Here is a 12,731-nt window from a genome sequence, read left to right as displayed (position 1 = left end):
GGAGTCATTCCTTTGCCGAGCATAGACGCCCTCGCCGATCGCTTATCGACCTACCTCGGCCCAGACCAGGTCAACCTGGTCCGCCGAGCGTATTTCTACGCCGAACAAGCCCACGACGGCCAACGCCGGCGCAGCGGCGAGGCGTATGTCACCCATCCTCTTGCGGTGGCCAATATTCTTGCCGACATGCACATGGACCATCAGAGCCTGATGGCCGCGATGCTGCATGACGTGATTGAAGACACCGGTATTGCCAAGGAAGCGCTCAGTGCGCAATTTGGCGAAACCGTGGCCGAACTGGTCGACGGGGTCAGCAAACTGACCCAGATGAATTTCGAGACCAAGGCCGAAGCCCAGGCGGAAAATTTCCAGAAGATGGCCATGGCCATGGCTCGGGATATCCGGGTAATCCTGGTCAAGCTGGCCGACCGGCTGCATAACATGCGCACGCTGGAAGTGCTGTCCGGTGAAAAGCGCCGGCGCATCGCCAAGGAAACCCTGGAAATCTACGCGCCCATCGCCAACCGGCTGGGCATGCATGCCATTCGTATCGAATTCGAAGACCTCGGCTTCAAGGCGATGTACCCAATGCGTTCCGCGCGCATCTACCAGGCAGTCAAGCGCGCCAGGGGCAATCGCAAGGAAATCGTCAACAAGATCGAAGAGTCCCTGAGCCATTGCCTGGCGATCGACGAGATCGAAGGCGAAGTCAGCGGCCGGCAGAAACACATCTACGGCATCTACAAGAAAATGCGTGGCAAGCGTCGAGCCTTCAACGAGATCATGGACGTCTATGCGTTTCGGATCATCGTCGACAAGGTCGATACCTGCTACCGCGTACTGGGCGCTGTACATAATTTGTACAAACCCCTGCCGGGACGCTTCAAGGATTACATCGCCATTCCCAAGGCCAACGGCTATCAGTCGCTGCATACCACGCTGTTCGGCATGCACGGGGTTCCGATCGAGATCCAGATCCGCACTCGGGAAATGGAAGAGATGGCCAACAACGGCATCGCCGCCCATTGGCTGTACAAATCCAGCGGCGACGAGCAGCCCAAGGGCACTCATGCCCGAGCCCGCCAGTGGGTCAAGGGCGTACTGGAAATGCAGCAACGCGCCGGCAACTCCCTGGAATTTATCGAAAGCGTGAAGATCGACCTGTTCCCGGACGAGGTCTACGTCTTCACGCCCAAAGGCCGGATCATGGAGCTGCCAAAAGGCTCCACTGCGGTCGACTTTGCCTATGCGGTGCACACCGACGTGGGCAACAGCTGCATCGCCTGCCGGATCAACCGCCGCCTGGCCCCACTGTCAGAACCGCTGCAAAGTGGCTCTACGGTGGAGATCGTCAGCGCACCGGGCGCACGCCCGAACCCGGCCTGGCTCAACTTCGTGGTCACCGGCAAAGCGCGCACCCATATTCGCCATGCCCTGAAGCTGCAGCGTCGTTCCGAGTCCATCAGCCTGGGCGAGCGCCTGCTGAACAAGGTGCTCAACGGCTTTGGCAGCTCCCTGGAAAAAATCCCGGCAGAGCGCATACAGGCGATGCTCCACGAGTACCGCCAGGAACTGATCGAAGACCTGCTTGAAGATATCGGCCTGGGCAATCGCATGGCCTATGTAGTCGCCCGCCGCCTGCTGGGCGAAGGCGAACAACTGCCAAGCCCCGAAGGCCCACTGGCGATTCGCGGCACCGAAGGCCTGGTGCTCAGCTACGCCAAGTGCTGCACGCCGATTCCAGGGGACCCGATTGTCGGCCACTTGTCCGCGGGTAAAGGCATGGTCGTGCACTTGGACAACTGCCGCAATATCAGCGAAATCCGCCACAATCCGGAAAAATGCATCCAGCTGTCCTGGGCCAAGGATGTCACCGGCGAATTCAACGTCGAACTGCGGGTCGAGCTGGAACACCAGCGCGGCCTGATCGCCCTGCTGGCCAGCAGCGTCAACGCGGCCGACGGCAATATCGAGAAAATCAGCATGGACGAGCGCGATGGTCGCATCAGCGTGGTCCAACTGGTGGTCAGCGTGCACGACCGCGTACACCTGGCCCGCGTGATCAAGAAACTGCGTGCCCTGACCGGAGTCATCCGCATCACTCGCATGCGTGCGTAGCCCACCCATTACAAGGAGTCATTCATGACCAAGACAGTAATCACCAGCGACAAGGCACCTGCAGCCATCGGCACTTACTCCCAGGCGATCAAGGCAGGCAACACCGTTTACATGTCCGGCCAGATTCCCCTGGACCCAAAAACCATGGAACTGGTTGAAGGCTTCGAAGCCCAGACGGTACAAGTCTTCGAAAACCTCAAGTCGGTCGCCGAAGCCGCTGGCGGCTCGTTCAAGGACATCGTCAAGCTGAACATCTTCCTCACCGACCTGAGCCACTTCGCCAAGGTCAACGAGATCATGGGCAAGTACTTCGAACAACCGTACCCAGCCCGCGCCGCCATTGGCGTTGCCGCTCTGCCAAAGGGCGCACAGGTTGAGATGGACGCGATTCTGGTCATCGAGTAAAACACCCGGCGCAGCTCTTCTTCTCTATAAAAAAACGGCTGCGCCGACTTCGTTTTGAAAGGATTTTGTAATGCGCAAAGCGCTCGTTGCCTCTTCATTGCTTGCCCTGCTGCTCAGCGGTTGCGCCAGCAATCCTGCCGACCTTGATGTCAGCGGCACCTGGATCAACCAAGTCGCCATTGATACAGCGTCCAAGGGTGGGCCTTTGCGTGAAGCCTTGCAGGCCTATGGTCCGAACCTCGAATGGGAGGTCAACACCAAGGCCAACCAGGCGCGCTACTTCAATGGTTTTGAACGCCCTGAAGGCAAGCTGCTGGGCGAAAAGTCCGGCGCCTGGAGTGTTGATTTTTATGGCAGCTCCACCACCGAGCTCAAGCGCGATGGCAAACAACTGTTGCAAGTCGCCAACGACAACGAGCCGGAGCAACTCTTCGATCGCTCCAAGGACCCCGTACCCGAAGGTGCACCCTTGGGCGCCAACTTTGAACGAGCCTTGTACTCGGCCTATATGGGCGGCATCTGGAAAATCACCAGTGGCAACGGCCAAGGCGCCACCGTGCAATTTCAAGCCAACGGCCAAGTGACCGGTTTGCCAGGAGCAGACCAGTACTCGCTGTGCCTGGCTGGCGATTGCGCCTCCATGAGCGGCGGCTACGACAGCATCTGGCTGCAACAAGGCGGCCAGGGCAACCCATGGATTTTTGCCCGTAAAGGTGCGCAACTGGAGATCTTCCAAGCCATCAATACCTCCCAGGCTGACGAAGTGCCTTCGTTTACTCCAGGGTCGCGGCAGTGGTTGCTGGAAAAGCAGTGAAAAAAAAGGAGCCCGAGGCTCCTTTTTCTTTGGCTGACACTCAGCGCCCGCCCTCAAGAATCGCCGCATACCCTTCGCGATAACTTGGATAAGTCGGCACCCAGCCCAACGCCTTGGCCCGTGCGTTGCTGCACTGCTTGCTGCCGGCGCGACGTACGCTGGCATCCTCGGCCCATTCGGTCACCCCGAGGTACTCACGCAACCAGCCCACCACTTCAGCTAATGGCGCAGGCGCATCGTCGACGCCGATATAGCAGTCATCCAGCGAACCACCCTGCTCCACATGCCTTAACAGAAAGGCCAACAGGCCCGCCGCGTCATCGACGTGTATCCGGTTGCCGTACAAGGGTGGATCAATCGCCACGCGGTAACCCTGGCGCACCTGGCTTAACAACCATTCGCGACCTGGGCCGTAAATGCCGGTCAAACGCACCACGCTGGCAGGGACGCCGCTCTTCAGCGCGACCTGTTCAGCCTCCAGCATGACCTGGCCCGAGTAGCCGCCTGCCTGCGTCGGCGAATTTTCATCGACCCACTCACCGTTCTGCTGCCCGTAGACACTGCTGCTGGAGACGAACAACAGATGCTTGGGCTCCTGGCCATAATCTTTCAGCCAATCGAGCACATGTTGCAACCCTTGAACATAAGCGGCGCGATAGCCTGCCTCATCGTGATCGGTAGCAGCCGCGCAATACACCAGGTAATCCACCCCGCCCACTGGCCAGGTGTCCGGGCAGTCTTCAATGAACAGATCACCGGCAATGCCGATCACCCCTTCAGGCAGGCGTGAAATATCACGCCGCAGACCATGAACCTCCCACCCCGAGGCCAGCAATTGGGTGGCCAGGCGGCTACCAACATCGCCACAACCGGCAATCACAACAGAAGGCGCAGACATCACAAAACTCCATTCTTAAAGGTCAAGATTAGCCTTCACAGATGACCAGCGGCTAGCAAACTGAGAAATAAAGTAACTGTATTACTTTTGTTAACAAGAATTACTTGCAATAATAACCGCCCATTTGTCCTCGACCCACTCCGGTCTGGCAGGACAGCCACTCATTTTTTCTCTCAGGTCCGGCCAGCATGACGCGCAATAAAATTCCCGCTTCGCCAACCAAGCCTCACAGTCCATCCCGCTTCTCGCGTGCGATCGCTGCGGTGCTGTTCAGCGTTCTGCTGGCACCGACCGCTGCGTTCGCCGATGTAGCGGCCCCGGCTACACAGCCAGCCACCACCGCACCAGCGGCGGCTCCAGCGCCAGAACACAACGCAGCAGCGCCTGGCGCTCCGGCTGCCGCACCCGCGGCCACCGACCCGGTCGCAGCCGACGGCGTTACTCCAGATGAAGAAACCGGCGTTGTGCTGGAAGAAGACAACACCCTGGGCATGGCCCACGACCTGTCGCCCTGGGGCATGTACCAGAACGCCGACATCATCGTAAAGATCGTGATGATCGGCCTGGCCATCGCCTCGATCATCACTTGGACCATCTGGATCGCCAAGGGCTTCGAGCTGCTGGGCGCCAAACGCCGCCTGCGCACTGAAATCGTCAACCTGAAGAAAGCCAACACCCTTAAGGAAGCCAGCGAAAGCGCGGCGAAAAAGGGCACCCTGGCACACCTGCTGGTCCACGACGCGCTGGAAGAAATGCGCCTGTCGGCCAACAGCCGCGAAAAAGAAGGCATCAAGGAGCGTGTGAGCTTCCGTCTTGAGCGCCTGGTTGCAGCTTGCGGTCGCAACATGAGCAACGGTACTGGCGTACTCGCCACCATCGGTTCCACCGCGCCTTTCGTCGGCCTGTTCGGTACCGTGTGGGGCATCATGAACAGCTTTATCGGCATCGCCAAAACCCAGACCACCAACCTCGCCGTAGTTGCTCCCGGCATCGCCGAAGCCCTGCTGGCAACGGCCCTGGGCCTGGTGGCGGCGATTCCTGCGGTGGTGATCTACAACGTCTTCGCCCGCTCGATCGCCGGCTACAAGGCTCAGGTGTCGGATGCGTCGGCAGAAGTCCTGTTGCTGGTAAGCCGTGACCTCGATCACCAGCCTACCGAGCGCAGCTCGCAACCGCACATGGTGAAAGTGGGGTAATCGGCCATGGGCCTGCATTTGAATCAAGGCGACGACGAACTCGTCGAGAACCACGAAATCAACGTCACGCCGTTTATCGACGTGATGCTGGTGCTGCTGATCATCTTCATGGTGGCAGCACCCTTGGCCACGGTGGACATCAAGGTTGACCTCCCCGCCTCCAGCGCGAAACCTGCGCCACGGCCAGAGAAACCGGTGTTCCTCAGCGTCAAGGCCGACCAGCGCCTGTTCCTGGGCGAAGAAGAAGTCAAATCCGAAACCCTGGGCGCTGTGCTCGACGCCAAGACCCAGGGCAAGAAAGACACGACCATCTTCTTCCAGGCCGACAAAGGCGTGGACTATGGCGACCTGATGCACGTGATGGATGCCCTGCGGGCAGCCGGCTACCTCAAGGTAGGCCTGGTCGGACTTGAGACGGCAGCCAAGAAATGATCACGACGCGCCACAAACTGACGCGTTATGGCACAAGCCTCGCCGTCGTGCTGGGCGTCCACGCCGTCGCGATTATCATCGCGCTCCAGTGGTCGGCGCCACATACGGTCCAGCTGCCACCGGCCGCCATGGTCATCGATCTGGCGCCGATGCCGGCGCCACCGCCTCCGGCCCCGCCGAAGGTGGTGACGCCGCCGCAACCGCCTGCGCCGGTGGAAGAGCTGCTATTGCCGAAACTGGCCGAAGCACCGAAACCAACGATTTCGGTACCCAAGCCGGTCAAGCCCAAGCCAAAACCACAGCCGCCCAAGCCTGAGAAGAAGCCCGAGCCGCCCAAGGAAAAGCCTTCCGAAGACCCGCCGAGCGAGAGCCCTCAGAACAACGCGCCTACGGAAAAATCGGCTCAACCTCAACCCGGTCCGTCGCCGCAGCAGACTGCTGCCAAGGCCACCTGGGAAAGCACCTTGCTCGGCCACTTGGCGAAGTACAAGAAGTACCCGCCAGGCGCCCAGTCACGAGGCAAGGAAGGCTTGAACCGCTTGCGTTTCGTGGTCGATGCCGAAGGCAAGGTGTTGTCCTATGAGCTGGTGGGCCGCTCCGGCAACGCCGACCTGGACCGCGCGACCCTGGACATGATCCGTCGTGCCCAGCCGCTGCCCAAGCCACCGGCCGACATGTTGAAAAACGGCAGCATCGAGATCGTTGCTCCGTTTGTCTACAACATCGAGAAACGTCGCCGGTAACAACAACGCGGGGGATCTGCTACCCCGCGGGGTTATTACGTTCTTCGCGAGCAAGCTCGCTACTACATAACGTGCGTCTATCGATTGCAGCCGGTATGCTTGGCCTGCAACCTTATGGACGCCCGCTATGACTCTTACAGAATTACGCTACATCGTGACCCTCGCCCAAGAGCAGCACTTCGGCCACGCGGCCGAGCGTTGCCATGTCAGCCAGCCGACCTTGTCGGTGGGTGTGAAAAAGCTTGAAGACGAACTCGGTGTGCTGATTTTCGAGCGCAGCAAAAGCGCCGTGCGCCTGACCCCGGTCGGCGAAGGCATCGTCGCCCAGGCCCAGAAGGTTCTGGAGCAAGCCCAAAGCATTCGCGAACTGGCACAGGCCGGCAAAAACCAGCTGACAGCACCGCTGAAAGTCGGCGCAATCTATACTGTCGGCCCCTACCTGTTCCCGCACCTGATTCCGCAACTGCACCGCGTCGCGCCGCAGATGCCTTTATACATCGAAGAAAACTTCACCCACGTGCTGCGCGACAAACTGCGTAACGGCGAACTGGACGCGATCATTATCGCCCTGCCGTTCAACGAGTCGGACGTGCTGACCCTGCCGCTCTACGATGAGCCGTTCTACGTGCTGATGCCGGCGTCCCACCCGTGGACGCAAAAAGACACCATCGACGCCGCCCTGCTCAACGACAAGAGCCTGCTGCTGTTGGGCGAAGGCCATTGCTTCCGCGACCAGGTACTGGAAGCCTGCCCGACCCTGACCAAAGGCAACGACGGCGCCAAGCACACCACCGTGGAATCCAGCTCCCTGGAAACCATCCGCCATATGGTGGCGTCCGGCCTGGGCATTTCGATCCTGCCGCTGTCAGCGGTGGACAGCCATCACTACGCCCCCGGCGTGATCGCCGTGCGCCCACTGACGCCGCCGGTGCCGTTCCGCACCGTGGCGATTGCCTGGCGCGCCAGCTTCCCGCGCCCGAAAGCCATTGAAATCCTCGCCGACTCGATCCGCCTGTGTTCGGTGGCCAAGCCGCCCGCTGCGAGCTAAGGGCCGTATGACCGAGTTGTCGCAGGTGTCGGTGACGGCACTCAAGGGTGTCGGTGAAGCCATGGCCGAAAAACTGGCCAAGGTCGGCCTGGAAAACCTCCAGGATGTACTGTTCCACCTGCCCCTGCGCTATCAGGATCGTACCCGCGTGGTGCCCATCGGCCAGTTGCGCCCTGGGCAGGACGCGGTCATCGAAGGCACCGTCAGCGGTGCCGATGTGGTGATGGGCAAGCGCCGTAGCTTGGTGGTGCGCCTGCAAGATGGCACCGGCGGCCTGAGCCTGCGCTTCTACCATTTCAGCAACGCCCAGAAAGAAGGCCTCAAGCGCGGCACCCGCGTGCGCTGCTACGGCGAAGCCCGCCCTGGTGCCTCGGGGCTGGAAATCTACCACCCGGAATACCGCGCCATTACTGGCGACGAACCACCGCCGGTGGACCAGACTCTTACCCCGATCTACCCGCTCACCGAAGGCCTGACCCAACAGCGGCTGCGCCAGCTGTGCCAGCAAACCCTGACCCTGCTCGGCCCCAAAAGCTTGCCCGACTGGCTGCCCGAGGAACTGGCGCGGGATTACCAATTGGCGCCGCTGGATGACGCCATTCGTTACCTGCACCATCCGCCGGCCGACGCTGACGTCGACGAACTGGCCCTCGGTCATCACTGGGCCCAGCATCGCCTGGCGTTCGAAGAGCTGCTGACTCACCAACTGTCCCAGCAACGCCTGCGCGAGAGCATGCGCTCGCTGCGCGCGCCAGCAATGCCAAAAGCCACCCGGCTGCCGGCGCAATACCTGGCCAACCTGGGCTTTGCGCCCACCGGTGCCCAACATCGGGTCGGCAATGAAATCGCCTACGACCTCAGCCAGAAAGAACCGATGCTGCGCCTGATCCAGGGTGACGTGGGCTCCGGCAAGACCGTGGTCGCCGCCCTCGCTGCACTACAAGCCCTGGAAGCCGGTTATCAGGTGGCGCTGATGGCGCCCACCGAGATCCTTGCCGAGCAGCACTTCATCACCTTCAAGCGCTGGCTCGAGCCCCTGGGTCTGGAAGTGGCGTGGCTGGCGGGCAAGCTCAAAGGCAAGAACCGTGCAACGGCTCTGGAGCAGATCGCAGCCGGCGCACCCATGGTGGTCGGTACCCACGCGCTGTTCCAGGATGAGGTGAAATTCAAGAACCTGGCCCTGGTGATCATCGACGAACAACACCGCTTCGGCGTGCAGCAGCGCCTGGCGCTGCGCCAAAAGGGCGCGGGTGGACGGATGAGCCCGCACCAGTTGATCATGACCGCCACGCCGATTCCGCGCACCCTGGCCATGAGCGCCTATGCCGACCTCGACACCTCGATTCTCGACGAACTGCCGCCAGGCCGAACTCCAGTCAATACGGTGCTGATCACCGACAGCCGCCGCGTCGAAGTCATCGAACGGGTACGCGACGCCTGCGCGCAAGGGCGTCAGGCCTATTGGGTGTGCACACTGATCGAAGAGTCGGAAGAGCTAACCTGCCAGGCCGCCGAAACCACCTACGCAGACCTCACCAGCGCCTTGGGCGAACTCAAGGTCGGGTTGATTCACGGGCGCATGAATCCGGTGGAAAAAGCCGCGGTGATGGCCGAATTCAAGGCCGGCAACCTGCAGTTGCTGGTGGCGACCACCGTGATTGAAGTCGGTGTCGACGTGCCCAACGCCAGCTTGATGATCATCGAAAATCCCGAGCGCCTGGGCCTGGCGCAGTTGCACCAGTTGCGCGGTCGCGTCGGCCGGGGCAGCGCCGCTAGCCACTGCGTGCTGCTGTACCACCCGCCGTTATCGCAGATCGGCCGCCAACGCCTGGGGATCATGCGCGAAACCAACGACGGTTTTGTGATCGCCGAAAAAGACCTCGAACTGCGCGGCCCCGGCGAGATGCTCGGCACCCGCCAGACCGGCCTGCTGCAATTTAAGGTCGCCGACCTGATGCGCGATGCCGACTTGCTGCCTGCCGTACGGGACGCCGCCCAGGCGCTGCTGGAGCGCTGGCCGCAACACGTCAGCCCATTGCTGGATCGCTGGTTAAGGCATGGGCAGCAATACGGCCAAGTGTGACGGCACAATCACTTAGTCGACCCTCATCCGCATCAAGCTGGTTATACTCCGATGACTGTAGGAAATTGGATCAGGCCATGCCAGAAGTTGCCCTCGCCACAGCCCCGCCGACCGCACCTTCGGTCATTCGGGCTCTGCTCGCAAAACTCGCCATCAGCTACACGGAAGTCGCCGAACAGCCTGGACTGAACCCTGCACGAAAGGTTCAAGCAGTGCTGCTCGATGATGCCGTGGGCGCGCTGATGGTGCTGTTTCCCCAGAGCCAGTTGCTGGACCTCAATCGCCTCACTGAATTGACAGGTCGCAGACTCACCGCTGTGTCTCAGGAACGCCTTGAGCGCATGCTCGGCAAGCACAGCCTGAGCCTGTTACCTGGCCTGCCGCCGCTGACCAGCTCGCCGTGCCTGTATGAAGAAAGCCTGCTGCGCGAACCGACCTTGCTGGTTCACTCGGGCGAGGCCGGTGTGTTACTGGAAATCTCCAGCGAAGCCTTCAAGAGCATGTTGACCAAAGCCAGCGCCGCCAACTTCGGCGAGCCCCTGAGCAGCATCCGGCCTAACCTTGACCGGCCGAACGACGACCGCGAAGAAATCACCCAGGCGGTACAGGCCTTCACCGCCCGGCGCATCCAGCAACGCCTGGAAGAGACCATCGAGATTCCACCCCTGGCCGACACGGCGCAGAAGATCATCAAGCTGCGGGTAGACCCCAACGCCACCATCGACGACATCACCGGCGTAGTGGAAACCGATCCGGCCCTGGCCGCGCAAGTAGTGAGCTGGGCGGCGTCGCCGTACTACGCCTCGCCGGGCAAGATTCGCTCGGTGGAAGACGCCATCGTCCGCGTGCTGGGCTTTGATCTGGTAATCAACCTGGCCCTCGGCCTGGCCTTGGGCAAGACCTTGAGCCTACCCAAAGACCACCCGCAACACGCAACTCCGTACTGGCATCAGTCGATCTACACCGCTGCGGTAATCGAAGGCCTGACCCGCGCCATTCCCCGCGCCCAACGCCCGGAAGCAGGCCTGACTTACCTGGCGGGCCTGCTGCACAACTTCGGTTACCTGTTGCTGGCCCACGTCTTCCCGCCGCACTTCTCGCTGATCTGCCGGCACCTGGAGGTCAACCCGCACCTGTGCCACAGCTACATCGAGCAGCATCTGCTGGGGATCAGTCGCGAACAGATCGGTGCCTGGCTGATGCGCTACTGGGATATGCCGGACGAGTTATCCACAGCCCTGCGCTTCCAGCACGATCCGACCTACGACGGCCAATACGCTGAATACCCGAACCTGGTGTGCCTGGCCGTGCGCCTGCTGCGCAGCCGAGGCATCGGGTCCGGGCCGGATGAAGAAATCCCGGACGAACTGCTGGAACGCCTGGGCCTGACCCGGGATAAGGCAGAGGATGTGGTGAGCAAGGTGCTGGATGCGGAAGTGTTGTTGCGCGAATTGGCTTCACAGTTCAGCCAGGGCTAAACAGCCTCTTGGGCAAAGAGCTTGTTGTGACGAGCGGGCTTGCCCGCTCGCCACATGGAGCTGCTCCGACTCTGTTTAAGCCTTCGGCTTTTTCTTCGGCTTCAAATACTTGGTCAACCCCTGGAACCACATCACCAGTGCCGGGTTGCCCTTGATCTGGATCGACTTGTCCTGAATGCCCGTCATGAACGCCAGTTGCTTGTTCTTCGCCTGCATCGTGGCGAAGCCATAGGCGGCATCTTTAAAGACGATAGCGAACGCAGGCTCGGGGTGAACACCCGAACGGCTGGTGATGCGCTGGTTCTTGACGATGAAGTGACGGGCAACCTTGCCGTCGAGGGTCTGCAGCTGAAACGCCAGGTCCTTGTCACCCAGCTGTTGCTGGAACGCAGGATTATTGCGGCTGGCTTTGCCCATCAACAGGCCCAGCATCCACAGAAGAAAACGAAATTTCATGCACACGGCCTCAGTGTAATTATTGGGTGGCCGCAGCAGTTTAACGATTTGTGCCCAGAACGCTACCGATCTCCCGCGTTAGCAGGAGATCGGCTTGTGTTTACCGCTTATAGCAACAACTTTGCTCAGACGTTAGGGCAAGGAACCGGTGCCCAGTCGCCCAGGTCAGGGTTTTTGCACATGCTATTGACCTGGGTGGTGCCGGCGCTGGCGACCTGCTTGCTTTCAGCTTGCTTGGTCTTGACGCCCTGGATGGTCTTCTCGGTAGCTACCGCTTCTTTGGGCACAACAGGCAGTGGTGGACGCTTGGTGACTTTCGCGGTTGATTTGCCTTTTTTCGCAGGCGTGACGACCGGGGTAACGTCGGCAGTGGCCACGGTTACCACGTCATTACGCTGAACACCCACCTGTTGCAGGTCTTTCTCGTAGGCCTGGGTGTAGTTGTTCAGGTCTTCGCTGGCCTTGCCGTTGACGGCGACGATCAGGTCGTTGGACTCTTTGAGGCCGGCAACGATTTCCGCCAGACGCTTGCGACCTTCGGTGTCGTTGACGGTCTTGGCCTTTCTATCAGCTACAAGCTTGGTGAACGCACCCTGGTAGCACTGCTGGGACGCCTTGGCGTAAGAGGTGCTGCGATCGATGTCCGAGGCACTCTTGTTGAAGTCGGTGGCGTAGGAGGCGATGCGCTGGTTGTCATCGCTGACCTGCTTCTGGCGCTCGGTGTAGTAACCCGCCGCACCGCCTGCCAGTGCGCCGCCCGCTGCGCCAATGGCGGCATTGCGACCGCGCTTGTCGGAGTCGCCGGTCAGCGCGCCCAGCAGTGCACCGCCAGCAGCGCCGATGGCTGCACCGGTGACGACCGACTTGGTCATGTCCGAATCAGTGGCACGCAGGTGTTGCACCGGCTCGTAGCAGCTCGGGTAGTACTCGACCTTGGTGGTCGACGCCACTTTGGAGGAAGGTGAAGTCGCGCAACCAGTCAGCACAGTGCTGAAGCCAGCGGCGATCAGCAGCAGATGACGCTTGGAAACCGTCTTACGGGAAAAAAGCATAGTTGTGT

At 60.8% G+C, this 12,731-nt stretch carries 12 protein-coding genes; 9 read left to right on the top strand and 3 right to left on the bottom strand.

The window, feature by feature from the left end:
• Positions 1-12 precede the first annotated feature (12 nt).
• The 3 genes from spoT to ACZRKZ_RS14345 all read left to right on the top strand — a co-directional run bounded on the left by spoT (position 13) and on the right by ACZRKZ_RS14345 (position 3,337).
• Positions 13-2,118: a bifunctional GTP diphosphokinase/guanosine-3',5'-bis pyrophosphate 3'-pyrophosphohydrolase gene (spoT, locus tag ACZRKZ_RS14355; RefSeq protein WP_149412564.1), complete on the top strand. Its 2,106-nt coding sequence runs from the start codon at positions 13-15 to the stop codon at positions 2,116-2,118.
• A gap of 24 nt (positions 2,119-2,142) precedes the next feature.
• The gene (locus ACZRKZ_RS14350; RefSeq protein WP_003176922.1) at positions 2,143-2,523 is read left to right on the top strand and encodes a RidA family protein; all 381 of its coding nucleotides are present in this window, start codon (positions 2,143-2,145) and stop codon (positions 2,521-2,523) included.
• 70 nt (positions 2,524-2,593) lie between these two features.
• Positions 2,594-3,337 (top strand): hypothetical protein, encoded by a 744-nt coding sequence (locus tag ACZRKZ_RS14345; RefSeq protein ID WP_463981899.1) that lies wholly within the window; start codon positions 2,594-2,596, stop codon positions 3,335-3,337.
• Positions 3,338-3,377: 40 nt separating this feature from the next.
• Here ACZRKZ_RS14345 and ACZRKZ_RS14340 read toward each other — a convergent pair whose 3' ends face one another.
• Positions 3,378-4,235, bottom strand: a complete 858-nt coding sequence (locus ACZRKZ_RS14340) for an SDR family oxidoreductase (RefSeq protein WP_463981898.1) — start codon at positions 4,233-4,235, stop codon at positions 3,378-3,380.
• Between the two features lie 188 nt (positions 4,236-4,423).
• On the opposite strand from ACZRKZ_RS14340, the gene exbB reads away from it, so the two are divergent.
• From exbB to ACZRKZ_RS14310, 6 genes are all read left to right on the top strand, one after another.
• Complete coding sequence (exbB, locus tag ACZRKZ_RS14335) at positions 4,424-5,431, top strand: tonB-system energizer ExbB (protein WP_463981897.1); 1,008 nt, start codon at positions 4,424-4,426, stop codon at positions 5,429-5,431.
• A gap of 6 nt (positions 5,432-5,437) precedes the next feature.
• Positions 5,438-5,863 carry a TonB system transport protein ExbD gene (gene exbD / locus ACZRKZ_RS14330; protein ID WP_133100757.1) on the top strand — a complete coding sequence of 142 codons (426 nt, stop codon included), beginning with the start codon at positions 5,438-5,440 and terminating at the stop codon, positions 5,861-5,863.
• Positions 5,860-6,606, top strand: coding sequence for an energy transducer TonB family protein (locus ACZRKZ_RS14325; RefSeq protein WP_133100756.1), 747 nt, complete (start codon positions 5,860-5,862; stop codon positions 6,604-6,606). The genes exbD and ACZRKZ_RS14325 overlap by 4 nt, the downstream gene beginning before the upstream one ends.
• Before the next feature lie 127 nt (positions 6,607-6,733).
• The gene (locus ACZRKZ_RS14320; RefSeq protein WP_149412560.1) at positions 6,734-7,654 is read left to right on the top strand and encodes a hydrogen peroxide-inducible genes activator; all 921 of its coding nucleotides are present in this window, start codon (positions 6,734-6,736) and stop codon (positions 7,652-7,654) included.
• Positions 7,655-7,661: 7 nt separating this feature from the next.
• The gene (gene recG, locus ACZRKZ_RS14315; RefSeq protein WP_463981896.1) at positions 7,662-9,737 is read left to right on the top strand and encodes an ATP-dependent DNA helicase RecG; all 2,076 of its coding nucleotides are present in this window, start codon (positions 7,662-7,664) and stop codon (positions 9,735-9,737) included.
• A gap of 77 nt (positions 9,738-9,814) precedes the next feature.
• Positions 9,815-11,215 carry an aminoacyl-tRNA deacylase and HDOD domain-containing protein gene (locus tag ACZRKZ_RS14310; protein WP_463967614.1) on the top strand — a complete coding sequence of 467 codons (1,401 nt, stop codon included), beginning with the start codon at positions 9,815-9,817 and terminating at the stop codon, positions 11,213-11,215.
• Between the two features lie 75 nt (positions 11,216-11,290).
• Here the strand turns inward: ACZRKZ_RS14310 and ACZRKZ_RS14305 are convergent, their stop codons facing one another.
• A complete protein-coding gene (locus tag ACZRKZ_RS14305) occupies positions 11,291-11,671 on the bottom strand; it encodes a helicase (protein ID WP_350615131.1) in 381 nt (126 codons plus the stop codon).
• A 125-nt stretch (positions 11,672-11,796) separates the two neighbouring features.
• A complete protein-coding gene (gene tagQ, locus ACZRKZ_RS14300) occupies positions 11,797-12,723 on the bottom strand; it encodes a type VI secretion system-associated lipoprotein TagQ (RefSeq protein WP_463981895.1) in 927 nt (308 codons plus the stop codon).
• Positions 12,724-12,731 lie beyond the last annotated feature (8 nt).

It is taken from the genome of Pseudomonas sp. c313 (genome assembly GCF_055407145.1).
Note: the sequence above shows the minus strand (reverse complement) of the source record. Positions and strands in the feature narration are given on the sequence as shown.

Excerpts from the sequence above, each read along its gene's own strand:
- ACZRKZ_RS14320 (WP_149412560.1), top strand. The coding sequence starts at position 6,734 with ATGACTCTTACAGAATTACGCTACATCGTGACCCTCGCCCAAGAGCAG.
- ACZRKZ_RS14325 (WP_133100756.1), top strand. The coding sequence starts at position 5,860 with ATGATCACGACGCGCCACAAACTGACGCGTTATGGCACAAGCCTCGCC.
- recG (WP_463981896.1), top strand. The coding sequence starts at position 7,662 with ATGACCGAGTTGTCGCAGGTGTCGGTGACGGCACTCAAGGGTGTCGGT.
- ACZRKZ_RS14305 (WP_350615131.1), bottom strand. The coding sequence starts at position 11,671 with ATGAAATTTCGTTTTCTTCTGTGGATGCTGGGCCTGTTGATGGGCAAA.
- tagQ (WP_463981895.1), bottom strand. The coding sequence starts at position 12,723 with ATGCTTTTTTCCCGTAAGACGGTTTCCAAGCGTCATCTGCTGCTGATC.
- ACZRKZ_RS14310 (WP_463967614.1), top strand. The coding sequence starts at position 9,815 with ATGCCAGAAGTTGCCCTCGCCACAGCCCCGCCGACCGCACCTTCGGTC.
- ACZRKZ_RS14350 (WP_003176922.1), top strand. The coding sequence starts at position 2,143 with ATGACCAAGACAGTAATCACCAGCGACAAGGCACCTGCAGCCATCGGC.
- exbB (WP_463981897.1), top strand. The coding sequence starts at position 4,424 with ATGACGCGCAATAAAATTCCCGCTTCGCCAACCAAGCCTCACAGTCCA.
- ACZRKZ_RS14345 (WP_463981899.1), top strand. The coding sequence starts at position 2,594 with ATGCGCAAAGCGCTCGTTGCCTCTTCATTGCTTGCCCTGCTGCTCAGC.
- ACZRKZ_RS14340 (WP_463981898.1), bottom strand. The coding sequence starts at position 4,235 with ATGTCTGCGCCTTCTGTTGTGATTGCCGGTTGTGGCGATGTTGGTAGC.
- exbD (WP_133100757.1), top strand. The coding sequence starts at position 5,438 with ATGGGCCTGCATTTGAATCAAGGCGACGACGAACTCGTCGAGAACCAC.